This is a genomic window from Mycobacterium sp. TY815 (genome assembly GCF_030755135.1).
Lineage (GTDB): Bacteria > Actinomycetota > Actinomycetes > Mycobacteriales > Mycobacteriaceae > Mycobacterium.
The window spans coordinates 19,680-43,764 of sequence record NZ_JAUFRX010000002.1 but is presented as its reverse complement, the minus strand read 5'-3'; the positions used below and the strand labels follow the sequence as shown (position 1 = coordinate 43,764).

General features: G+C 68.1%; 9 protein-coding genes. All 9 read right to left on the bottom strand.

The genetic code is table 11. From position 1 onward, the window contains the following. Window positions 1-7 precede the first annotated feature (7 nt). Window positions 8-1,528, bottom strand: a complete 1,521-nt coding sequence (locus QXK92_RS19965) for a PecA family PE domain-processing aspartic protease (protein WP_306246341.1) — start codon at window positions 1,526-1,528, stop codon at window positions 8-10. A gap of 112 nt (window positions 1,529-1,640) precedes the next feature. Then, window positions 1,641-7,814: a PE domain-containing protein gene (locus QXK92_RS19960; RefSeq protein WP_306244581.1), complete on the bottom strand. Its 6,174-nt coding sequence runs from the start codon at window positions 7,812-7,814 to the stop codon at window positions 1,641-1,643. Window positions 7,815-7,889: 75 nt separating this feature from the next. Further along, entirely contained in the window at window positions 7,890-13,253 is a 5,364-nt protein-coding gene (locus tag QXK92_RS19955) for a PPE family protein (RefSeq protein ID WP_306244579.1), read from the bottom strand. A gap of 290 nt (window positions 13,254-13,543) precedes the next feature. After that, on the bottom strand, window positions 13,544-16,450 hold the full coding sequence (locus tag QXK92_RS19950) for an RND family transporter (RefSeq protein WP_306244577.1): 2,907 nt from the start codon (window positions 16,448-16,450) through the stop codon (window positions 13,544-13,546). Beyond that, window positions 16,447-16,902 (bottom strand): MmpS family transport accessory protein, encoded by a 456-nt coding sequence (locus tag QXK92_RS19945; protein WP_306244575.1) that lies wholly within the window; start codon window positions 16,900-16,902, stop codon window positions 16,447-16,449. Before QXK92_RS19945 ends, QXK92_RS19950 begins: the two co-directional genes overlap by 4 nt. Before the next feature lie 165 nt (window positions 16,903-17,067). Continuing rightward, a complete protein-coding gene (locus QXK92_RS19940) occupies window positions 17,068-18,126 on the bottom strand; it encodes a dihydrodipicolinate reductase (RefSeq protein WP_306244573.1) in 1,059 nt (352 codons plus the stop codon). A 46-nt stretch (window positions 18,127-18,172) separates the two neighbouring features. After that, window positions 18,173-19,273 (bottom strand): acyltransferase PE, encoded by a 1,101-nt coding sequence (pe, locus tag QXK92_RS19935; protein WP_306244570.1) that lies wholly within the window; start codon window positions 19,271-19,273, stop codon window positions 18,173-18,175. An 83-nt stretch (window positions 19,274-19,356) separates the two neighbouring features. Continuing rightward, window positions 19,357-22,356, bottom strand: a complete 3,000-nt coding sequence (locus QXK92_RS19930) for an RND family transporter (RefSeq protein WP_306244568.1) — start codon at window positions 22,354-22,356, stop codon at window positions 19,357-19,359. A 162-nt stretch (window positions 22,357-22,518) separates the two neighbouring features. Continuing rightward, window positions 22,519-23,940, bottom strand: a complete 1,422-nt coding sequence (locus QXK92_RS19925; RefSeq protein WP_306244566.1) for a condensation domain-containing protein — start codon at window positions 23,938-23,940, stop codon at window positions 22,519-22,521. Window positions 23,941-24,085: the final 145 nt, after the last annotated feature.

Genomic DNA, 24,085 nt, shown 5'->3' with positions numbered 1-24,085 from the left:
CGGCGCGTCAGACCTGCTGGACGAAGACCGTCCTGCCTATTCCGTCAGCGGTGTTCTGGAAATAGACGGGCAACAGTGAGAAGGGGTAGGACCCCGTGTTGAACACGTAATAGCCGGAACCATAGGTTGGGCCGGTCGCTGAGGTGACAACAAATGGGGTGTTATCGGCTGTGACCGTCTGCGTGTAGAGGGGCACACCGTTGATGGTGGAGACGGTGATTACCGTTCCCGCCGGCAGGTGGTTACCGATGTTGAGGCCCGGCACCAGCGACTGCGGGACGGCTCCGAGTGCACCCCCGGTATCGATGAATGCGCCGACGGTCTGCGGTAGTTCATGGTTGATCTGAACTTGCACAACGGTTCTCGGGGATCCGCCCAACCCGACATAGGGGGGCAGCGGATTGGGTCCGAACTGCATCGTGCCGCGTGGCAGGTTGACCAGCACTCCGTCGTCCAGGTGATCAGGTAGCGCTTCGATCACCGAAGTGGGGAACGGAAAGTCGTTGTTCTGGCCCACGCCGAGGTAGGCGGGCAGGGTCGACAGATCCACCGCTGTTCCGCCCAGCGAAGCCGAGGTGGCGACGCCGACGGTGGTCGGTTCCGTGACGATTCCGTTTCCGAAGTTCAGGGTGGTTTGATACGTCTGGTAATTGACTAGCAGCGTGCCGCCGTAACTGACGCTGCCCGTGCCGGTGGGGGCGCCGAGAGTGGCCAGATCGACGTAGCTCGGCGGCACTACCAGCCCGGATGCGCCGGAGTCGACGATGACGGGCGACGTCGGTCCGCCACCCACCGTGATATTCAGCATCGGGCTGCCGTACTGACCGGGATAGATCAGCGTTTGATTCGGACCCAGTGCGGTGCTGATCCCTGCGGTGCCGGGCTCGCCCAGCAGGCCGCCCCGACCGCCCATGCCGCCCACGCCGCCGGGCCCGCTGGCCCCGCCCGTGCCGCCGATACCGATCAGACCCGCCGACCCGCCCGCGCCGCCGGGCATGCCGCCGTAGAGATTGCGGCCGCCGGTGCCTCCGTTGCCCACCAACAAACCGCCCGCGCCGCCGGCGCCTCCGGCCACTCCGTAGCGGACGCTGACGCCGCCGGTGCCCCCGTTACCGAACAGCCAGCCGCCGGCTCCGCCCGGCGTTCCCACGCCTTGAGCCGTGGTGTAGCCGTCGACGCCGTCACCGAAGAGTGGGCGCCCGGTTGCCTCCAGCACCGGGTCGTTGATGAGGTGCGACACATTGGAGGCCAGGTATTTGGCGAGAGCGATTTCGGCGACGGCATATTCGCGCGCGGTTTCCAGAATCCTGACCCGGAATTGCTCGTAGGAAACGGAAAACTGCTCGGCCGCCTGCTGGTACTGCTGGCCGTGCTCGGCAAAGAAAGTCGCAATCGCCTCGGAGACCTCATCGGCGCTCGCAGCGGCCAGATTCCCGGTGCGAAGCGCCGCCGAAGTATTCATTGCCTGCAGGGCAGACCCGACGGTCTGCAGATTCGCCGTTGCGGATATCAACTGTTCCGGAGACACAAGCACGAAAGACACGGCAGCCCCCAATCGCTACGCGCTGTCGCCGGCGACAGTGCTCGAACTGTAACTCCGGAGTGGACGCTCCGGAGTTGGCCTGGTGTACGTAGCCGGATCAGACACCGCCGGGGCCGCCAGTCCCGCCCTTGCCGCCGGTGCCGCCGGTGCTGCCGACTGCGGGACCGCCCGTGACGCCGTCGCCACCACCGGTGCCTTTGCCGCCTGTACTGCCGGTGCCGCCCGTGCCGCCGGAGCCGCCGGTGCCGCCGTTGGCGCCGGCGCCGTTCGTGCCCCCGGCCCCGCTGGTGCCGCCGTCGCCGCCCTTGCCGGCGGTGCCGCCGTCCCCGCCCTTCGCGCCGGTGAAGCCCGAGCTGGGCAGGCCCGCGCCGCCGGTGCCGCCGGTGCCGCCGTTCCCGGCGGCCCCGCCGTTGCCGGCCGTGCCACTGACAAAGGTCGAGCCATTGAAGCTGCCGGCGTCACCACCCCTACCGCCGTTGCCGCCGCCTCCGCCGACACCGCCCAAGGTTGGGGCATTCGTGCCTTTGCTCGAACTGCCGGTGCCGCCACTGCCGCCGGTGCCACCGCTGCCGCCGGTACCGCCGATGTTGGTCGTGACGGCGCCTGTGCTCGCGCCACCGGCCCCGCCGTCGCCGCCGCGCCCGCCGACACCGCCCTTGGCGGGGATCGACGTGGTGTTGCTGCCGCCGTTACCGCCCTGGCCGCCGCCGCCACCGTTGCCGCCCGCCGCGGTGAGGTCGCCGATGCCACCTTCGCCACCGCTGCCGCCGTTGCCGCCGGCTCCGCCCGGCGCAGCGGGACTGCCGTTGCCGCCCTTGCCACCGGAGCCGCCGTTGCCGCCGGTACCGCCGACGGCGCTGAGAGCGCCACCCTTGCCGGCGATCCCTGCGGCGCCGCCGTTGCCGCCGTCGCCGCCCCGGCCGACGTCGTCGCCGAGAGGCCCGCCGTTGCCGCCGGTGCCGCCGTTGCCCCCGTGGCCGCCGCTGCCGCTGGCGCCGTTGGTTCCACCCGGGCCGGAGTTGCCGCCGTTGCCGCCCTTGCCGCCGGCCCCGCCGCTGCCGCCCGCGTCAGCAGCGAAAGACGCGCCCGCGTTGATGCCCTGAGCGCCGTTGCCGCCGTTGCCGCCCTTGCCGCCGCCGCCGCCGTTCCCGGATGCGGCGCCGTTGCTGGTGGCGCCGGCACTGCCGCCGTTGCCGCCTACTCCGCCGGCACCGCCGGCCGGGGCGCTTACGCCGCCCGCGCCGTTGTCGGCGCCGGCGTTCCCGCCATTGCCGGCGTTGCCGCCGGTGCCACCGCTGCCGCTGACACCTCCGGTGCCGGTGGAGGTTCCGCCGTCGCCGCCCTTGCCGCCGGTACCGCCGGTGTCGCCCGCTTTGCCAGTCGCACCGGTGAGGCCGTTGCCGCCGGCGCCGCCGGCGCCGCCGTCGCCGCCTCGGCCACCACTGCCCTGCGTGCTGCCCGTGCCGGTCGCGCCGGCGTTGCCACCCGTACCGCCGGCACCGCCGGCGTTACCGGCACCGGAGCCCGTGACACCGGTGCCGCCGGTGCCGCCGTTGCCGCCCGCGCCGCCGCTGCCGGCTTTGCCGCCGATGCTCCCGGCACCGATGGCGTTACCGCCGTTGCCGCCCGCGCCGCCGTTGCCGCCCGCGTCTCCCACGGTGCCGGCCACGCCGCTGTTGCCGTGGCTGCCCTTGCCGCCAGTGCCGCCGTTGCCGCCGGCTGCGCCGCTGCCCGCGGCGGCACCGCCGGTACCGGCTTTGCCGGCGTCACCGCCATTGCCACCGGCGCCACCCGAAGGTGCCGTCACGCCGCCCTTCCCGGCGTCGGCGCCGCCGTTGCCGCCGTTGCCGCCGTCGCCACCGCTGCCTGCGCTGCCACCGGTTGTGCCGCCGTTGCCGCCGTTGCCACCGTTGCCGGCCCTGCCGCCGGCGCCGCCGACGGCTCCGCTGCCCTCGCTGACTCCGCTGACGCCTCCGGTGCCGCCGTTACCACCGCCGCCGCCCTTGCCGCCGGTGGTGCCGCCGACGCCGCCGTTACCGCCGTTGCCGCCGAGTCCGCCGACGCCGCCGTTGCCGCCGGCCAGGCCCGAATTGAGAGCCGCATCGCTGCCCGTGCCACCGGTACCGCCCGTGCCGCCCTTGCCGCCGGCGCCGCCGACGCTGCCCGTGCCTGCGGCGGTGCCGCCGACCCCGCCGGCACCGCCGTTACCGCCGCCTCTGCCGCTGTTGTCAGTGCCGGCGCCGCCGTTGCCGCCGTCTCCGCCGGCACCACCGACACCGCCCTTGCCCGCGCCGGTACCGCCTGAGCCCGCTGCGCCGGCGTTGCCGCCCTTGCCGCCGGCGCCGCCGGACGGTGCGCCGGAGCCGCCGGAGCCGAGGTCGGAGCCTGCATCACCGCCGCGGCCGCCCGCGCCGCCGTTGCCGGCATTGCCGGCCTTGCCGCCGGTACCGGAGGCGTTGCCGCCGTTGCCGCCGAGGCCGCCGGCGCCGCCCGCGCCGCCGTGGTCGCCGGCGGCGCCTACGCCGCCGGTGCCACCGGTGCCGCCGGTACCACCCGTGCCGCCGATACCACCGGCGGCACCACCGCTCGCCGCGCCCGGACGGCCACCCGCGCCGCCCCGGCCGCCCGCGCCGCCGGCGGGGGCTGTCGTGCCGCCGGTCCCGGTGTCGGTGCCTCCGGCTCCGCCGTCGCCGCCGCTGCCGCCCGATCCGCCGTTGCCCGCTTTTCCGCCGGCGCCCGAGGCGTTGCCGCCGATGCCGCCGGCCCCACCCAGACCGCCGGCATCGCCTGTCTTGCCGGCGATGTCGGTTCCGCCTCTGCCGGTAGCACCGCTGCCGCCGTCACCGCCGTTACCGCCGATGCCGCCGCTGCCTTTCGTGGTCCCGGTACCTGCCGTGCCGGCGTTGCCGCCGTTTCCGCCGGCACCGCCCGCCGGCGCGGTGGCCCCGCCGCCGCCGATGTCGGCACCGCCCTTTCCGCCGTGGCCGCCGTTGCCCCCATCGCCGGCCTTGCCGCCGATGCTGCCGGTGCCGGTCGCGTTGCCGCCGTTGCCTCCAGTGCCGCCGTTGCCGCCGGCGGTTCCGGCTGCGCCGGCCGCACCCTCGCTGCCTTTACCGCCGTTGCCGCCGGTACCGCCGTTGCCGCCGGTGCCGCCACTGCCGGCGACGGCTCCGTTACCGCCGGTGCCGGCGTTGCCGCCGGTGCCGCCGTTGCCCCCGGTGCCGCCACTGCTGCCTGCAGCGGAGTAACCGGTGCCCCCGTTGCCGCCGGCGCCGCCGTTGCCGGCCTTTCCGCCGATGCTGCCCTTACCCGCGGCGTTGCCGCCATTTCCGCCGGCGCCGCCGGCGCCGCCGTGATCACCGGTCGTCCCGACGCCACCAGCGTTGCCGTTCGCGCCTTTGCCGCCGGCCCCGCCGGCGCCGCCGACGCCGCCGCTGCCAACGGTGTCGCCGTTGCCGCCGTTGCCGGCGTCGCCGCCGTTGCCTCCTTTGCCGCCGGCCGGGGCGGTGGCTCCGCCCGTGCCGGTGTCGGCCCCGCCATCACCACCGGTCCCGCCGGCCCCGCCGTTGCCGGCTTTGCCGCCGATGCCGCCGGTGCCGGTGGCGTTGCCGCCGTTGCCGCCGGCCCCGCCACGGGCACCGTCGGTCCCGGCGCTGCCGGCCGCGCCGGCATTACCGTTTCCGCCGTTTCCGCCGTTGCCGCCGCTGCCACCGGCGCCTCCGACGCCCGCGCCCGCGTTGCCGCCGTTGCCGCCCGCACCACCGTTGGTGCCGGGTGCCCCCGCAGCGGTGAGACCGTTGCCGCCATTGCCGCCGGCACCACCATCTCCGGCTTTGCCGCCGGTACCGGTGGCGCCGCCGCTCCCGCCGTTACCGCCGGTCCCGCCGTCGCCGCCGGCGTCGCCCGCAGCGCCGATGACAGTGCTCGCGTTGCCGTCGGCGCCTCGGCCGCCGGCTCCGCCGTCGCCGCCGTTGCCCCCATGCCCTGCGGCTTTGCCACCGGTGCCGGCCTGGCCGGCGTCACCCCCGTGGCCGCCATTGCCGCCGGACGGCGCCGTCGCGCCACCCGTGCCAGTGTCGTTACCCGCGTTGCCGCCGTTACCACCCGCGCCGCCGTTGCCGGCGTTGCCGCCGGTGCCATTGACGCCGGCGGCACCACCGTTACCGCCGGCGCCGCCGCTGCCGCCTTTGGTTCCGTTGGCGCCGAGCGCGCCGTTTCCGCCAACGCCGCCGTTTCCACCGTTTCCGCCGCTACCCCCGGTGCCGCCGCCACCCTGAACGGCGCCACTACCCGCGACACCGGCGTTTCCGCCGTTCCCGCCGGCGCCGCCTTTGCTCCCGGGTAGGCCAGAGGTGGCTTTGCCGCCACCGGCACCGCCCTTGCCGCCGTCTCCGCCGTTGCCGGCATTGCCGCCGGTCCCGGTAACGCCGCCGCTGCCGCCATTGCCGCCGGCCCCGCCGGCGCCACCGTTGTCACCGGCTCCGGAGACTCCGCCCGCGGCACCGTCTCCGCCTCCGCCACCGGCACCGCCGTTACCCCCGACACCGCCGCGACCCGCGGTTAAACCGGTGCCCGCCTTGCCGGCGTCGCCACCGTTACCGCCGGCCCCTCCGGACGGAGCGGTCAACCCCCCGCCGCCGCTGGTACTTGAGTAGCCTTTTCCACCGGAACCTCCGGCGCCGCCATTGCCGGCGTTGCCGCCGGTGCCCATCGCGCCGCCATCGCCGCCGTTGCCGCCGATACCCCCGTTGCCACCGGCGAACCCGGCCTTGCCGGACCCGCCGTTGACGCCGCTGCTCCCGTCCCCGCCGTTGCCGCCGTGACCCCCGGTACCGCCGTGGCCCGTTGCGGCGCCGGTACCTGCGGCCCCCGCCGCGCCACCGTTTCCGCCGGCGCCGCCGGCGCTGCCGGCTCCGTTGCTGGCGCCGGCCTTTCCGCCGTCACCGCCGGCACCGCCGTTTCCGGCGTTGCCGCCGATGCCGGTGGTACCCGCGCCACCGGCTCCGCCTGCGCCGCCGTCGCCGCCCTGACCACCGCCGCCGCCTTGCAGACCGGAGCCGGTAGCGGCGATGCCACCGTTGCCGCCGTGACCGCCGGCGCCCCCGACCCCACCGCTGCCCGCGGTGCCGCCCGCTCCGGAGCTGCCGCCCGCCCCGCCGGCGCCGCCGCGGCCGCCCGCGAACCCGGTCGCGCCCACAGCGCCGCCGGCGCCGTCGGCTCCGGCACCGCCGGCCCCGCCATTGCCGCCGCGACCGAAGCCACCGCCTCCGACACCGGTGCCGCCGGCTCCGGCATCGCCGCCGTGCCCGCCCGCCCCGCCGTCGCCACCGGCCCCGGGGGTGCTGATGCCCGCTCCACCCGCACCACCGACACCGCCGTCACCGCCGACCCCCGCGACGCCCAATTTTCCTGCGATGCTTCCCGGTCCGCCGGCGCCGCCGGCGCCGCCGACGCCGCCGGCTCCACCTGCTCCGCCCGCAGCACCCGGAAGGCCGGCACCACCCGCCCCGCCGACACCGCCCGCACCGCCGGCGCCCCCGCTGGCCAGACCCAACATCTGGCTGGCACCGCCGGCCCCGCCGCTTCCGCCGGCGCCGCCGGCTTGCCCCGCGGCGCCGGGCGCACCCGCCCCACCCGCGCCGCCGGTGCCGGCGAAACCGGTCGTCGTTCCACCATTGCCGCCGCGCCCACCGTCGCCCCCGCGCCCACCCGGGGTGACGGCATCGCCACCGGCACCGCCGGCGCCCCCATTGCCGTTGGCGCCGGCATTGCCGCCGGCGCCGCCCTGCTGGCCCGGCGCGCCGGAACCACCCCTGCCGCCGTTGCCGGACACCCAGCCACCGTCGCCGCCGTTCTCACCAGTGCCCGCCCTGCCGTCCGCGCCGTCGCCGATGATCGGCCGGTCCGTCAGCAGTTCGCTGGGGGCATTGACGAGGCCCATCAGGCCCGTCGCCAGCGGGCTGTCCAACAGCGGTTGCAGCAGCCCGGCGTTGCCGAACTCGATGCGCTCATACGCCGCCGCGCCCCGCTGGAATGCCTGGACAAACTGGTCATTCGCCGCTGCGGCCTGCGCGCTGGCCGCCTGGTATTCCTGGCCGAAGGTGCCGAACAGTCGCGCGATCGCCGCCGAGACCTCGTCGGCGGCCGCGGCCGCGATGCCCGTCGTCGGCGACGCCGCGGCCGCGCTGGCGGCCCGGATCGACTCGCCGATGTCGAACAGGTTCGTCGACGCCGCGGCCAGGGCCGCCGGTGTTGCAATGACGTAAGACATCGGCACCTCTGAATCAGTCTTCGGAAGCGGGCAAGTGTGCTGTGCAATCGATCGGACGAGGGATCATCGGCGCCTCTAGAACAGCGTGAGCGGGCCGGCAAAGCTGATCGGAATCCGGTCGATCGTGATCGACGGCAGATCGAACGCCGGCAAAGCACCGGACAGCCCCTGCCCCAACGGAATTCGCGGAATTGTCAGACCCGGGAAGGTCAGCGACGGGATGGTCACCGACAGCGGCAGGCCGACTTCGATCGGGTCCACGGGGATGGAGAATCCGGGAATGCCGCCTGGTGGGGTCGCCACGGTGAACCACGGGATTTCCCATGCGGGCGTCGTGCTGGTGCTGGATCCGCCGAGATTGATCTGCGGGACAAGGCCTCCACTGAAATAGATCGCACCGGTGGTGGTCGCAAGGCCGGTCTTGATCTCGTCGAAATGCAGGAACGCGTCGGCGGCCAGCTGGGGGATGCTGATGGGCTGGACCGAGACTGGGCCCGCGGTTGCGCTCGGGTCGAGTCCCAGGTGAAGGGGCGGTGTGGAGAAGGACGGAATGGTGATCGGACCGATGCCGCCGCCGAGGTCGAAGCCCAGCGGAATCGACGGAATGTGGAACGAGGGGAGTACGGCGGGGCCGATGCCTCCGTTGGCGGTGACGTAGAGCAGTTTGTAGGGCGGCAGCAGGTTGTCCGGGGTGGCCAGTTTGACGATGGCGTCCAGGCTGGCCTGGATGGCGGGGATGGTTCGGGCGGGAATGGTGAAGCCCTTCGGCCCGGCGGAGAGATTGAGGTCAACCAGGTTGTTGGCCGGGAAGGTCAGTCCGTTCGGGAAGAGCGTGGCGCCGTCGACACCGCCCGGCAACCGGAAGCCAAACGGAATCTTGTCGATCATGACGGCCGGCGTGTTGAACGCGTGCGTGCCGCCGCTGAAGATTATCGAATACGGATCCTGGGTCGCGCTGCCGAGGACGAGGGGGTTGACAAAGAGCAGGTCGGTCAGCGGACCCGAACCGATCGAGATATAGGCCCCCGTAGGCGCGGGGACCGGGTCCCAGGGCGCATTGCCGCTGGTCCATATGACGAATGGCGATATCTTCGTCGCCGCGGTCTTGAACGCGTCGAAATGGATGGTCGCCAACGGGTCGTTGAAGATCGCGGGAATCGTTTGGGACGGGATGCCGATCGGACCCAGGCCGATGTCGCCGGTGATGTCGATGGGGATGTTCGGAAGCTCGATCGGCGGGATGGTGAAAGCCCCATGGCTCAGGCCGAAATTGAGGCCCAGAGGAATGGTGGGAATGGGGAGGTCCGGGATCTTTACCGGGCCCAGGCCGCCGGAGAACTGGAAATCGACCAGGTTGAGTGACGGGGGAATGCCGTCGATGGGGTTGAGCAGGGTGGCGTCGAGGTGCACGTGCAGCGGAATGGGGTCGATCGTGTAGCCGTCCGGGAAGATCGTGAACGGCTGCAGGCCGCCGGTCAGCGTGTAGGTGACCGGAATCGGGTTCTGCGGGATGGACAGTCCACCGGGGAACAGGGTGAAGGCGGGGATGCCGCCGTGGGTGTCGATGGTCAGGGGGATCGGGGAGGTCGCGATTCGCGGGATGTTGATGTCCGGAAGGTTCAGCGTGATGCTGCCGGTCCGGGCATCGGTGGCCCCGTTCTGGACGAGGATGCCGGCGGTCGGTCCCAAGGTGTTCAGCTGCTGGCTGATCGTGAACTGCCCGAACGACCACGGGGGCAGGTTGTCGGGCTTGTATTGGGCGTTGAAGCCGATCGCCGGAAGCTGCAGCGTCGACGCGGTGGTGGCGGGGATGTTGAGCGGAATCACGATCTGCTGCGCCGGCATGTTGAGGCCCTCGAAGAGGGTGATGGCGGGCAGCGCCACGCTTTGGTGGATTTCCACCGGTATTGCGGGCACGTCGATCTGCGGCACGGTGAAGGGATTGATGTAAATGGTCTCGTTGATATTGATCGGCAGCCCTGGAACGTGAATGGGGTCGATATGGACGGGACCGAGGTTCTGGTTGATGTCCAGAAGGGTGATCCCCAGACTGGGGTCGGCCACATTCTGGTAGTCGCCCGTGAAAAGCGCGCCGATGCTGTGGTCGCCGGAGATCAATATCCCGTCATTGAAGTCACCTGAATTGGCCAATCCGACATTGCCGTCGCCGCTGTTGAACAGGCCGGAGTTGACATTGCCGGGGTTGAACGCGCCGAGGTTGGCGTTACCCGCGTTGAAGAAGCCCAGATTGCGCTCGCCGGCATTGCCCAGTCCGCTGCTGAAGTTGCCGGCGTTGAAGAGGCCGGTGCTGCCCAGACCGGAGTTGCCGATACCGACGTTGTTGCTGCCCGAGTTGAAGAAGCCGACGTTGTTGGTGCCGGAGTTGAACAGGCCGATGTTGCCGGTCCCGGAGTTCCAGCCGCCGAAACCGTTCTGGTTGTCGCCGACCAGCCCGATGCCGACGTTGCCGGTGCCGGTATTGCCGAACCCGATGTTGCCCGACCCGGCGTTGCCGAATCCGAAGTTGCCCGACCCGGCGTTGCCGAGGCCGACATTCTTGCCCACCAGGGCGCCTAAAGCACCGTTGCCCCAACCGATGTTGGCATCGCCGATATTGCCGCCACCCAGGTTGTAGCTGCCGATGTTGCCGTTGCCAAGGTTGAGGCTGCCCAGGTTGCCGCTGCCGAAGTTGTATACACCGGCGTTGCCCAGTCCCGCGTTCATTAACTGCTGCTGGAGCCAGGTCGTACCGGAGGTCAGCACGTCGCCCAGTTGCGGCCCGATGCTCCCCGGCAGGGCGAGGTTCGATCCGATCGGGATGGCGGGAATAAATGTTTCCGGAATGGTGAACTGCGGTATTTCCGTCGCGAAGTTGAGCGGAATCGACTGTGTATAGCCGATGCCCGGGATGGTGGCGGCGGAGACGATGTCCAACGGAATATCGATTGGAATCGACCCGCCCAGCGAAAGCGGCGGAATGGCGATGGGCGACGTCATGAAATCGAGCGGCACCGTCATTGCATCGATACCCTGATTGACGACGAAGGCGAAGACGTTTCCTTCGAGTTGTCCGCCTATGACCGGTATGCCCCGGAGAGTGAACGGTATCGAACCGATGTTGACGTTGATGCCGATTGGTTCGCTGGTAAGGGTTCCGGTGCTGCCGAACGGCGGAATGATAATGGGCTCTTGCGTGACGAATCCATAGTTCGTGATGCCGTTCAAGCCCAGGCCGATGGCGGGGGTGGGAATAGTGGGTAAGCCGAGGTTCAGGTTGATGTTGCCGGTTCCCCCCGCACGGATCGCCTGAATGAGCGGCGCCGCCGGAATATGGATGGGACCGATGCTCCCGGTGGTGGGCACCGGGGTCGGCGAGAGCACCGTGGCGTTGATTCTGAACGGGAATTGATCGATGCGGAAGCCGTCCGGAAAAACGGTGAACGGATCGGAGCCGACGGAGAAATTGGTGAGGCTGACCGAGTTTTCCGGGAATGTGAGGCCACCCGGGAACAACGTCATGGGATTGATGCCGCCGTTGAGGCCCAGAGTGACGATGTTCTGTGCGGGAATGCTGATGTCGGGCAATGCCAGTGGGGTGGTCGCCAGATCGAGAGCCTGCGGACCGTAGAAAAGGGCGTCGACCGCGACGTTGATGTTTCTCAGAACGAGAGAAGGCAGGCCGCTGCCCAGACTCATGCTGGCGATGTCGATGCGTGCGTTCGGGCCGCCGATCGGGCCGAGCTGGAGCTGCCCGGTGAGATTGAGCGGGTCGAGAAGGTTGACCGAGGAAATGGTGTTCTGGGCCAGGGCCACGGTGCCCGTCGCGTGCAGCGGTATCTGCGGAATGGCGATCTCGGGAACGGTGAAGCTGCCGATGCTGACGGTCGCGTTGGTGATCGCGGCGTGCGCCTGCGGTATGGCGATGGGTGCAACGTGGACGGGTCCGACAAATCCATTGGCCGTGATCGTCAGGGGAATCGATGGAAGTGGGAACAAAGGCACCACGCGATCGGCACGGACGACGGTGTCCAAGGACACCGGGATCGCATCGATGGTGATCCTCGGCGTGCTGAAGCCGTCGATCTGGCCGGCCGTGCTGATCGTCAGCGGAATGGCGTGCTCGGGCAGGGAGAATCCGGGGATGGTGAAGGCCCCGGTGCCGGCCTTGATGCCGACATCGAAGTGCAGCGGGGCATCGGGGATGCTCAAACCGCCCGGGAACAGCGTGAGCGCAGGGGTCGTGTAGCTCAGTTGCGCGGCGATGGGATTGACGCCGGGGTTGATGAAGACGCCCTGGCTCAGGAAGAGGGGCCCCGCCCACAGTCCGGACGTCTGAATGCCGCCCGGCACCAGATTGAATCCGGGAATGGTGATGATCTGGGTGGGGAACTCGATGGCCGGCACCAGGGTGATGGGCGACACCGTCAAGGGGCCGATGTCGATCGGAATGCTGAAGTCCACCAACGGGATTGCCGGGACGTGGATGGGTGGAACGGTCAGCGGCCCCAGCAGGAAGGTCTGGTGGAAGTTCAGTGGGATGGTCGGAAGGATCTGAATCGGTTCGATGGTGATCGGGCCGACGGCTCCGGCGACGTTCAGTTCCAGGGGAAGGGTGATCGGGAAGATGTCGAAGCTGGGGCCGGTGGCGCTCAAGAATCCGGTGAGTGGATTGCCCGCATTCAGCAGGCCGAGCAGACCGAGGTCAGCCGCAGCCGCTCCCGCGGCGCCGGAGACGAGAGTCCGTGCGATACCGGCGCTGACGAATCCCGTGCCCGGCTGACCCAGAATCCCGGGAAGGCCGACCGTGCTCGTCGCCGGCGTGCCGGTGCTGACCGTGCTGCCGAGGCCGCTGGCGATTCCCTGCGCCGCGGCGGCTACCGAGTCGGCAACGGTCGCCAAGCCGCCGGCCCCGCCGAGCAACTGGGCCGGTCGGGTGAAGGACTGCAACCCCGACACCAGCGACGACGCGTCCAGGTGGTAGCCGGCCATGGCGGCCACGTCCTGCGCCCACATCGCCTCGTAGTCGAATTCGGTGGCGGCGAGCGCGGGCATGTTCTGGCCGAACAGGTTGGACAGCGCGAGTGACACGAACTGCGACCGGTTCGCCGCAATCACCGCCGGGTGCACCGTGGCCGCCAACGCTGCCTCGAAGGCACTCACCACCGCACGGGCCTGCACGGCCGATGACTCGGCAGCGGCCGCGGCCGCGGCCAGCCACCCCGCATACGGCGACGCGGCCGCCGCCATCGCTGCCGCCGACGGTCCCTGCCAGGACCCGGCTACCAACCCTGACGTGACCGAGTTGAACGATTCCGCGGCCGAGCCCAGTTCGGCTGACAGGCTCTCCCAGGCCGCGGCAGCCGTCAGCAAAGGTTCTGAACCTGCGCCGGCGTGCATCAGCGCGGAGTTGACCTCCGGCGGAAGAACGAAAAAGCTCAACTGCCCCACCTTTGCTGAAACATCGCGCAATCCCCATTCGATTGAGGAAAGTGAGCTTATATCTCGGCGGGTGCCGGCATTGTGCTATTCGAAAAAGCCGCTACGCGAAATGTGCGGAAACCCCAAAGGATGTGCAGATTGCCCAAACTGGCTGTGCAGATTGCCTAGTGGAGCCGAAACTGATGGTCGCCCCCTGAAGGAATGGTAGGTGCTGCGCGGTCGGCAGCCGTTGATGTGCGTGCGGTGTGCGGGCTTAGTGCATTCTCACTGAAAAAGCGACTCGCGCGAATTCAGCGAGGGGCCGCTTTCGACGGAATGAATACATTATCGCTGCCGCGCGGGTGTACCACCTGCGGCCACCAGAACCACCGGCCCAGCAAAGTCGCGATCGACGGCATCAGCAGTGTGCGCACGATCAGGGTGTCCAGCAGCAGGCCGATACAGACGGTAGATCCGAACTGGCCGAGCACCCGCAGGTCGCTGCCGAGCATCGACGCCATGGTGAAGGCGAACACCAGACCGGCAGCGGTGACCACCCCGCCGGTGCCGGCCATCGACCGGATGATGCCCGTCTTGAGCCCGGCATGAATTTCTTCTTTGAACCGGGACACCAGCAGCAGGTTGTAGTCGGAGCCGACGGCCAACAGGATGATGACCGACAGCGCCATCACGATCCAGTGGATCTTGATACCGAACAGGTCCTGCCAGATCAGCACCGACAGCCCGAAGGACGCGGCGATGGAACTGGCCGCGGTGCCCACGATGACCAGGGCCGCCACCACGCTGCGGGTCAGCAGCAGCATGATCATGAAGATCAGCGTCAGCGCCGACACCACGGCGATCATCAGGTCGTACTTGGCGCCGTCGTGCATGTCCTTGAACGTCGCGGCCGTACCACCCAGGTACACCTTCGCATCGGACAGGGAGGATTGCTTGAGCCCCTCCTGCGCGGCGGTTCGCTCCGCGTCGACACGCGAAATGCCTTCCGGTGTCATCGGATCGCCCTGGTGGGTGATGAAGAATCGCGCCGACTTGCCGTCCGGCGACAGGAACATCCGCAGGCCGGTCTGGAAGTCGGGATTGTCGAACGCCTCGGGCGGTAGATAGAAGAAGTCGTCGTTCTTGGAGGCGTCGAAACTCTGGCCCATCACCACGGCGGTGTCGCTGAGCGCCTTCATCTGGTCCAGCATCGCCGAGAACGTGGCCTGCATGGTCAGCGTCAGGGCTTTCGTCGTCTTCATCGTGGTGATCATCGGCGGAATCAGCACCAGCATCGAGCGCGTGGCATCCGCCGTGCGCTGGATGTCTTTGGTCAGGAGGTCGAATTGCCCTGCCAATTGGTCGAATCCGTCCAGCGACTCGAACAGGGACCGCAAAGACCAGCAGATGGGAATGTCGAAGCAGTGCTTCTCCCAATAGAAGTAGCTGCGGATCGGGCGCCAGAAATCGTCGAAGTCGGCGATGTGGTCACGCAGGCGGTTGGTGATCTCGGCGGTTTCGGCGGTGGTTTTGGCGCTGTCGTCGGCGGCGTTGGACAGTTCCGACGTCACCTTGTACATGCGCTCCATGGTCTCGATCATGAACTGCATCTCGTCGGCCATCTTGGTGATGTCCTTCATGCGGTCCTGCAGGAAGGCCATGTTCTGCATCGTCGTCTGGCTCTGCATGCTGTTCTGAAAAGGTATGGAGCTGTGCTGAATCGGGATACCCAGCGGTCTGGTGATGTCCTGCACCATGGCAATACCGATGGTGCGCATCACGTTCTTGGCCACCCGGTCCAGCACCAGCATGTCGGCCGGGTTGCGCATGTCGTGGTCGGCCTCGACCATCAGCATGTCCGGATCCATCCGCGCCTGCGAGAAGTGCCGGTCGGCGGCCTGCTGGCCGAGGTTGGACGGGGCCGACGCGGGCAGGTAGTAGCGGTCGTTGTAGCTCGTCACGTAGCTGGGCAGGGCCACCATCCCGATCAGGACGATCGCGGAGCTGACAGCGAGAATCGGTGCGGGCCAACGCACCACCGCGGTGCCGACCCGCCGCCACATGCGCCCTTGGCGCGCAGTGCTCTTGGATTCGAAGAGGTGGAACTTGCTTCCGGCGAAGACCACCGCCGGCCCGAGCGTCACGCCGGCCAGCACGACCACCAGCATGCCGATCGCCACCGGTGCACCCATGGTGTTGAACCAGGGCAGCCGGGTGAAACTCAGGCAGTACGTCGCACCGGCGATGGTCAGGCCCGAGCCCAGCACGACGGGAGCAACCCCGCGAAAGGTGGTGTAGTACGCGGTTTCTCGATCCTCGCCGGCACGCAGCGCTTCCTGATAGCGCCCGATCAGGAAGATGCCGTAGTCGGTGCCCGCTGCGATCGCCAGCATGGTCAGAATGTTGGCGGCGAAGGTGGTCAGTCCGAAGACGTTGTGGTAGCCCAGAACTGCCACGATTCCCCGTGACGAGGCGAGCGCGACGAAGGTCATGAACAACTGGACCAGGGTGGTGACGATCGATCGGTAGACCAGTAGCAGCATGATCGCGATCGCGCCCAGGGTGAACAGAGTGATGGTGGCCAGGCTGGCGTTGCCGATGATGTGCATGTCGTCGGACAACGCCGCGGGACCGGTCACATAGGACTTCACCCCGGGCGGTGGCGGATTGTGCTCCAACACCTTTCGGACCGCGTCGACGGAATCGTTGGCCAGCGTGGTGCCCTGGTTACCCGCGAGGTTGAGCATCACGTAGGCACCTTTGGCGTCGGCGCTCTGGGCACCCGCGGCGGTGAGCCGGTCACCCCAGAAGTCCTGGATGTGCTGGATGTGCTCGTGATCCTGGCGCAGTTGGCGGATGATGCCGTCGTAGTAGCGGTGAGCGTCGTCGCCCAGCGGCTGCTTGCTCTCCAGCACGATCATGACCGTGCTGTTGGAGTCGAACTCCTTGAAGTTGTGGCCGAGTCGCATCATCGCCACCATCGACGGGGCGTCGACAGGGGTCATCGGTGCGGAGTGTTGTTCGCTGACCTTTTCCAGCGTCGGAACGATGACGTTGACCAGAACCGTCAGCACCACCCAGGCGATGATGATCGGCACCGCGAAGATGCGGATGGTGTGGGGGATAAGGGGCCGGTGACCGCGCTCGGTGGTTGCGGCGGGCTCGACCGTGATCGGTGTGGTGTCGTCGGTGGCCGTCCTGTGGTTGAGGTCGCTCATGCCGACTTCACCAGGCAGAAGGTCTGGGGATTGACGCCGTCGGACTGTTTCTCTTCCTTGACCACGTTGTCGACCGTGATCCGGCAGCCGATCTGGCTGCCGTCGCTCTGCGCCACGATGTTGGCGCTGACCGAGGGCAGTGTCGTCGAGATCGTGAACGTCCACGGCAGCGGCGCCGCGTTGACCTGGTGAGTGTTCGCGTCGGCATCCCAGTAGTTGATGTTCGCGGTGGCCCCGGCCGGCCCGAAGATGTCGTACTTCACGACCTTGGGGTTGAACTGGACGATCTCGATGCCCGCACCGGCGTTGGCGTTGAGGTCCTGGGATCCGAAGATCTTGTGCAGCCGCGACACGACGAGTCCGGAGACGGCCAGCACCACAATCAGAACCAGCGGTATCCATGCCTTGCGGAAAAAGCGGGTAGTGGGACCCGCGATCGCACCAGCCTTCATCGCCACCGCCTTTTACGAGTCTCCGGCCACCTGAAGGGTTGTAACGCGCCGTGGGACAGCTTGCTTCCCCCGGCGCCCCGCCAGAATATTTGCTCGGCTAAGTATGTTAGCCCTTAGTGGACGGCAGCGTTCCGTCAGGGGCCGGTACTGTGCCGCAGGACACAGTCAGTGCGCGACCCGGCCGGTGACCGGCGGCAGGTCGGCGAGCGTCACGATGCCCGGCCTGGCGGCCACCACGGCAGGCACGGCGTTGGTCACCGGCATCGCGGTGTAGATCATGCCCAGGCCCATGAATCCGGGTTCGGTCCAATCCTTCGGCGGCAGGCAGTGCAGCACCGTGCGCATGTTGGGCAGGCCGAACACCTGAATCACGTGTCCGTGCTCGAGTGGCTTGGGTGGCACGACGTGATCGCCCATCGTCCAGTTGAATCCGACGCTGACGACGTTGCGGTCGCCTTCCCAGGCGCGGTGATATCCGTAGACGCCACCGACAGTGCCGGCCGGGATGGTCATGAACCCCAAATCTGTGTCGCCGGTCGCGGCGGTGAAGGTGACGTCGAAGGTCATCCGGTCCACTCGCGCGCCGATGGCATCGGCCATCATCGCGGCCGACTCGGCGAACACCTCGCTTTCCCGTCGCACGCTCTCGGCCAGGCCGGGTGTGGCGGGGTCTTGGGAGAAGCCCATCGCGGTCTGGGTTCCCGCCGACTCATAGGTCGAGCAGTCGACCGACTCGGTGATACGGATCTCGTCGACACGCTCGCAGGACGCCGAGAGCACCATGCCGACCATGTTCGTCATCCCCGGGTGCGCGCCGCTGCCGAAGATGCTCGAGTCGCCCCGTTCGCACGCCGCGAGGATGCGCTCGCGGTCCTGCGTAGTCTGCTTGCCGCCGGTGATCCACGCCGCGCTGGTGCACACGTTGACGCCCGATTCCAGCAACCGCACCAGCTCATCGATGTTGGGCCACAACGGGTTATAGCAACACGCGTCGGCGCCCAGCGCGATCAGCGCGTCGATGTCATTGGTCGCCTGCACCCCGGTCGGCTCCGGCCAGCCGGCCAGCTCGGCGGCGTCCACGCCTACCTTGTCCGCCCCGTGCGCGTAGACCCCGACGAGTTCCATGTCCGGGCGCCCGATGATGGCGTGCAACGAGCGGCGCCCGATGTTTCCGGTGGTCCACTGGATCACCCGCAGGGGACGGTCGGTGCTGGCTGTACTCATCGGGCTCCTTCGCTGTGACGGCCGCCATTATTGCCGCACCCGTCTTTTAGCGGGCACCCCGGTTCAGCACGGACATGGCGCCCGACAGGATCTGGGAGAGCGGGTCGGCCCCGCCACCGAAGGTGGCCTGGGTGGCCGGCGCCGTGACGGCCGCCGGGTCGTAGCCGTTGACCGGGTCCACCTGGACCGGAGCGGTCAGTGGATCGTCGTTGCGCGTGTACCCGGCATTGACCATCGGCAGCAGCACCGCGTCGAGCTCGTTGAGCGTCTGCTCGGGCACGCCCGCGTACTGGAACGGCAACACCAGCGGCAGATGCCGTTCCGGGATCAGATAGGTGGTCGTCGTCGCGCCCCGGGAGTTGACCGTCGTCCGGATGTTCTGCGGCGGCACCATGCTCGGGTTCGTGAACGCCACCGCGGTGTGGCCGGTCATGAGCCCCACGAGCGTGTTGGCCAGCGACATCCAGTTGTCCGGCCGGTCGGGGAAGTCGGCGATCGAGTCATAGGCGGAGATGAACATCTTGGTGTCGTACTGGCTCTCGACGGGCGGCGGTACCGGATAGTCGAGCGCGGGAACCACACTGCCCACGGGGAACATGGCGGTCAGAAAACTCTGGCCGAAGGCATGTCGCGCCACCGGGTCGCCGAAAGTGGCGAACGTCAGTTGATCGGGGGGCGGAGCGGTCGGATCGGTGGCGAGCCGGGCCTGCAGGGCGTTGAGTACGAGCGCACCCTCGGACAGGCCGATGGCCGTTCCCGGGCCGCCCTGGCGGATCGCCGCGTCCAGGTTGTCCGCCCCGGTGACGACCGATTCGCCGACACTCGGTCCGTCCGCACCAAGGCCCGGGAACATCTCATCGAGCTGACCGATACCCGGAAAAAGTCGTCCCAGCACGTGCCCCTGTACCTGGCCGGCGGGGTAGTCGACGATCTGGCGCCGCAGCCCAGGAAACCACTCGGCACCTTCGCGCCGGATGTACTCGTCGTACGGGATGCCCAATACGTGCGCGCCACCGAGTGCATACGCCGTCCCACCACCTGGTGGGGGATCGGCCGGCGTCTCGTCTGCGGTGGCCGCCGGGCCGCCGAAACACCCTGTGGCCGCGACGATTCCCAGCGCGGTAACCCCCGCGAGTAGCTTTTTCATCCCCACTCCTGGCCTGATCGGGGCCTGATCGGCTCGGTTCCGCGAGTCTCGCACACCCGCACGCGGTCCCGCTAATTCGGTCGTCACCCGGCGCGTCCGGACAGCGGCCGCCGCGTGTTCAGCCGTTTACCCAGTCGTGAAGGCCACCAGCTCGCCCGTCCGATCAGGGTGGCCACGGCCGGCACCGTGATGGTACGGACCAGGAAGGTGTCCAGCAGGATGCCGACACCGATCACGAAACCGCCCTGGACCACCGTGCCGATGCTCGAGAACAGCAGACCGCCCACCGAGGCCGCGAAGATCAGGCCGGCCGCGGTGATCACGCCGCCGGTCGAGCCCAGGGCACGGATCACGCCGTACCGCACGCTGCCTGGCGACTCGTCGCGCATTCGCGAGATGAAAAGCATGTTGTAGTCGGCGCCCACCGCGACCAACACCACGAAAGCCAATGGTGGCACCGACCAGTGCAATTGCTGGCCGAGCAGGAATTGAAAGACCAGGACACCGATCCCCACCGCGGACAAGAACGAAACGACCACGGATCCAACCAAATACAGCGGCGCGACAACCGCACGCAGCAGCGCCATCAACGTCAGCAATACGACGATCAGAGTGACGGCGATGATGAATCGAATGTCGTGCCGGTAATAGTCGCGGGTGTCGCGCAGCGTGACGGGATATCCCGTCATCGAGATCGAGGCATCCGACAGGGCGGTGTTCGGTTGCGCGCTGCGCGCCGCGTCGGTGATGGCGTTGACCTGATCCATCGCTTCCGCGCTGAATGGGTTGAGTTTTGTTTGCACCAGATAGCGCACCGAATGTCCGTCCGGCGAAATGAAAAGCCGGGCCGCCTTCTTGAACTCGTCCATACGCAGTAGCTGTGCCGGAATGTTGAAACCGGCCATCGACGGTTCTGCGGCTTCGTTTTTCAAAGTCAGCAGGAATGCCGCCGCCTCACCGAGACCGGCGCCCAGTTCTTTGACCTGGCCGACGAGCTGTTCCACCCCGTCGGCCACCTGCCGGCTTCCGCCCGCGGCCCGGTCGGCACCGCGCTGGAGATTGTTCAGGCCGGCTTGCAGGCCACCGGGCTGGTCCAGGCCCATGGCATGCACCGCTTTGTTGAAGCTGGTCAGTGCGTTGCGCAGGCGGTCGACCGTCGCGTTCAGGGTCTGCCGGTCCTGGAAGGTTTCCATCTGGCGCGCCAGATCGTTGATCTGGTCGAGGCTGCCGTCGTCGCGTGCGGCGACCAGCCGTTCGAATTGCGCACGGGTGGCGCTGCACGAGGTGTTCAGGTCGCAGACCGGGTTGCCCTGCAGCGCCACCAGCACCGGGGCCACCCAGGCGAACATGTCTCGCACGGCGGTGAAGTTCAGGCCCATCGAGTTGCCGAGCGCATTGATGCTGTTGACCAGCTTGGCGGCGGTGGAGACCTCCCTGACCAGAGTGTCGCCACCGTACTGGTTCTTCATCGACGAGAACGAGTCGAGCAGTCCCTGCATGCCCGAAACCATCTGGCTGACCTGGCCGCGGACGTCGCCGAGGTTGTCAGCCAGCGTGTCGGCGCCTTTGGCCAGCCGGTTCAGGTCATCGTTGCGGTCGCTGATCATCGCCGAGCCCTCGCCCAGCCGCGCGCCGATGGCGCCCGCCTGATAGGTGGCCCGAAACTCTTCCGGCACCGCTCCGGTGGGCCGGGTGATGCCGCTGACGGCGGCGATGTTCGGCAGCTGGCTGACCCGGTCCGCCATCTGCTCCAGGTCGGCCAGCGCCCGCGGGGTGCGCAGGTCGTGCGGGGACTGGACCAGGATGTATTCGGGAATGGTCTGGTTCACCGAGAAGTGCCGGTCCAGCGCGGCGTAGCCGAGCGAGCTGGGAGCCGACGCCTGCACGGCCTTGCGGTCGTCGTAGTTGTACCGCACCAGGCCCGCGCAGCCGGCCAGGATGATCAACACCAGCACGCTGGCGACCAGGTGGGTCTTCGGCCGGCGCACGATGCGTATCCCGGAGCGTCGCCAGAACCCCGCGGTCAGCTCGCGCCTGGGCTTGACCCAGCCCCGTGGTCCCGCCACGACCAGGATCGCCGGCAGCAGCGTGACCGCTGCCAGGAACGCGACGCCGACGCCGATCGCCGAGGACACCCCGACCGTGGAGAACACGCCCATCCGGGCGAAGCTGATGCCCAGGAAGGTGAGCCCCACCGTGGCCGCGGAGGCGGCGATCACCTTTCCGATGGAAAGCAGCGCCCCCCGCACGGCGTCGTCGAAATCCGCGCCGCGCCGCAGATAGTCGTGATAGCGGCTGATGAGAAACACCGCATAATCGGTTCCCGCCCCGGCGATCATGGCGCTCAGGAAGACGATCGACTGGTTGGACACCCCCAGCCCGCTCGCCTGCGAGACTCCGCCGACCACGGCCTGAGCGATCACCATCGAGATGCCGATGGCAATCAGCGGCAGCAGCATGGTCACCGGGTTTCGGTAGACCAACAGCAACACGACGAGCACCAGAACAGCGATCGCGACCTCGATCGGCAGTCGATCCTTCTCACCCGCCACCGTCAGGTCGGCGACCGTGGCGGCCGGACCGGTCAGGTTCGCGGTCAGTGACGTGCCGGCGAGGTTCTGTTTGACCACACCGGTGACCTGCGTGAAGGCCGCGTAGGAGCGGGGAGTGCCCAGTTCGCCGGCGAGGCCGACCGGCAGCACCCAGGCCTTGCGGTCCTTGCTGGTCAGCACCGAACGCAGCGGGGGCGTGCTGACAAAGTCCTGCAACATGACGACGTTGCGGGTGTCCGCCCGCAGCGCGGCCACCAGCTTGCGGTAGGTGACTTCGTCGGCGGGCCCGAGGCCCTTCTCGTTGGTGAGGACCACCAGCAGCAGGTCCTCGTTGCCCGACTCGTGGAACGCCTCGGTCATCTTCCGTGCGGTGACGGCGGAGGGCGCATCGCTGGGCAGGATGGCGAGCGGGTGCTTTTCGGCCATGTCGCTCAGCGACGGCAACGTGAGAGGCAGTGCGACCGCCAGCGCCACCCACAGCCCGATTACGGCCCAGGGCCAGCGCACCGCAAAATCGGCTAATCGTCGCAAATTGTCCCCACCTCAGGTTCTCGCGTTCCGCGCCCGCAGGCTACCGCCGTTGCCATCCGGCCGTTCATATTGTGTGTCGCCCCCGCCGCGACTTTGGGCATTTTCGCCGAACGGCGACCATAGAAATCCGCAGCCTCCGAAGATCTCCCAAGTCCTCCCAGACTACGTGACGCGTCCCCAATGCCCACTATCGGCGACCCGCGTGCAGACGGATTTCATCGCCTCGACATATCGGGCGACTGATTTCTGCGCGATGGGATTGTCGGGGAACATGACCGCCATGGCGGTGCCCTGCTCATACCGGAATATGTAAATGGTCAATTGATAGGAATATCGCCGGTCTGAATAGATCCCGATGCTCTTCGCGGCACTCATTTCCGCAGCGGCGATCACGGCATTCAGTGGAGCCGCGCCCCCGTGCAGAAAATTGGTTACCGGAAAATTTGGCCGCGGCCATTCCAGCCACGGGGCAATTTCCAGCACCCGGTAATACGGCACCTTTGCCATGTCCAGGCTCGAATCGAACGATTCCTGTGCCGACCACGCGGCTTCTGCGAACGACGCCGCGGCGATGGGAATGATGATAGGTACCAGGCCGGTAAACCAGCCCTGGGTCATGAAATTCTCGTCGCTCTTGCGGGAGTCCCGGGGAGTCAGCGCGTAATAAGTGGATGCCCCGGTGAACTCGTGGTCCACCAGTGCCATGCAGGCGAAAAGGCCGCCGACGAAGCGCGCCCCGGCCGCCGTGCAGGCGGATTCGAATCGGGCGGTCTGTTCGGCGTCCATCAGGTTCTCGGTGACCATGTCGCTGTTGGTCAGCTCCAGCGGGTTTCCCAGCGGAAGGGGGAATTCGGGAAGGCTGCCATTGTTGTTCTCGGCGAAATCGATCCATTTACGGACCTGTGGCGAATCCAGGCCCAACTCCGAGGTGCGCTCGCGCTCCCGGACGCAGTAATCGTCGTAGCTGCCGGTGTCGGGCAGCGCCAGGCCCTCGTTGCCGCCCACCATGGATGCGTACACGGCGTTGGATTCCAGCATCGTGATGCCGATCAGCGTCGCATCGCCGTGCACATGGTCGATGCTGGCGTAGAACGTGAAGTGATCGTCGCTCTGGATGATTCCGAACGAGAAGCAGCCCCACTGCAGCGGGTCCGGTGTCGCCACCACGTGGTCGTGTATCTGTTCGACGGTCAACTCGCCGTGATCGACGGGTATGAATTCGATGTGAGCCGAATCCGTCATCGTATGCCTGACGATGTCGCCGTTATCGTCGAACTCGAACCAGCTGCGGTACGTGTCATGCCGGCGCAGATATGTATTGAGCGCCTGGTTCATAATCGCAATATCGCAATGTCCGGGTGCCTCACAAGTGGCGATGAGCAGTCGCGAAAAGTCGAGACCGGCATCTTTTCTCTGGCGGTAATTCTGCAGATGCTGGCCCTGCATGTAACTCACCGGCACCGAACTGACCGGTGCCAAACGTGCCTTTTCCCTCGCGGCCTGGGTCGGGTGCCAGGAAATTAAGGTGCCAGGGCGTACCGTCCAATCCTCGAGTGAGCCGATGGTGATTTTCCCGATTTGCAAATCTTCCTCCCGGGTCGCGCCACCTTTCGCTGGCAGCGGTCGGCGCCGATAACACGATAACCGCTTCGGCAATCACGGTACCGGCCACGTCGGAATGCGAGCGGCGACTCGCATTCGGCCACCGGCTATGGTAAAGGCTGGTACC

Excerpts from the sequence above, each read along its gene's own strand:
- QXK92_RS19950 (WP_306244577.1), bottom strand. The coding sequence starts at position 16,450 with ATGAGCGACCTCAACCACAGGACGGCCACCGACGACACCACACCGATC.
- QXK92_RS19960 (WP_306244581.1), bottom strand. The coding sequence starts at position 7,814 with ATGTCTTACGTCATTGCAACACCGGCGGCCCTGGCCGCGGCGTCGACG.
- QXK92_RS19940 (WP_306244573.1), bottom strand. The coding sequence starts at position 18,126 with ATGAGTACAGCCAGCACCGACCGTCCCCTGCGGGTGATCCAGTGGACC.
- QXK92_RS19945 (WP_306244575.1), bottom strand. The coding sequence starts at position 16,902 with ATGAAGGCTGGTGCGATCGCGGGTCCCACTACCCGCTTTTTCCGCAAG.
- pe (WP_306244570.1), bottom strand. The coding sequence starts at position 19,273 with ATGAAAAAGCTACTCGCGGGGGTTACCGCGCTGGGAATCGTCGCGGCC.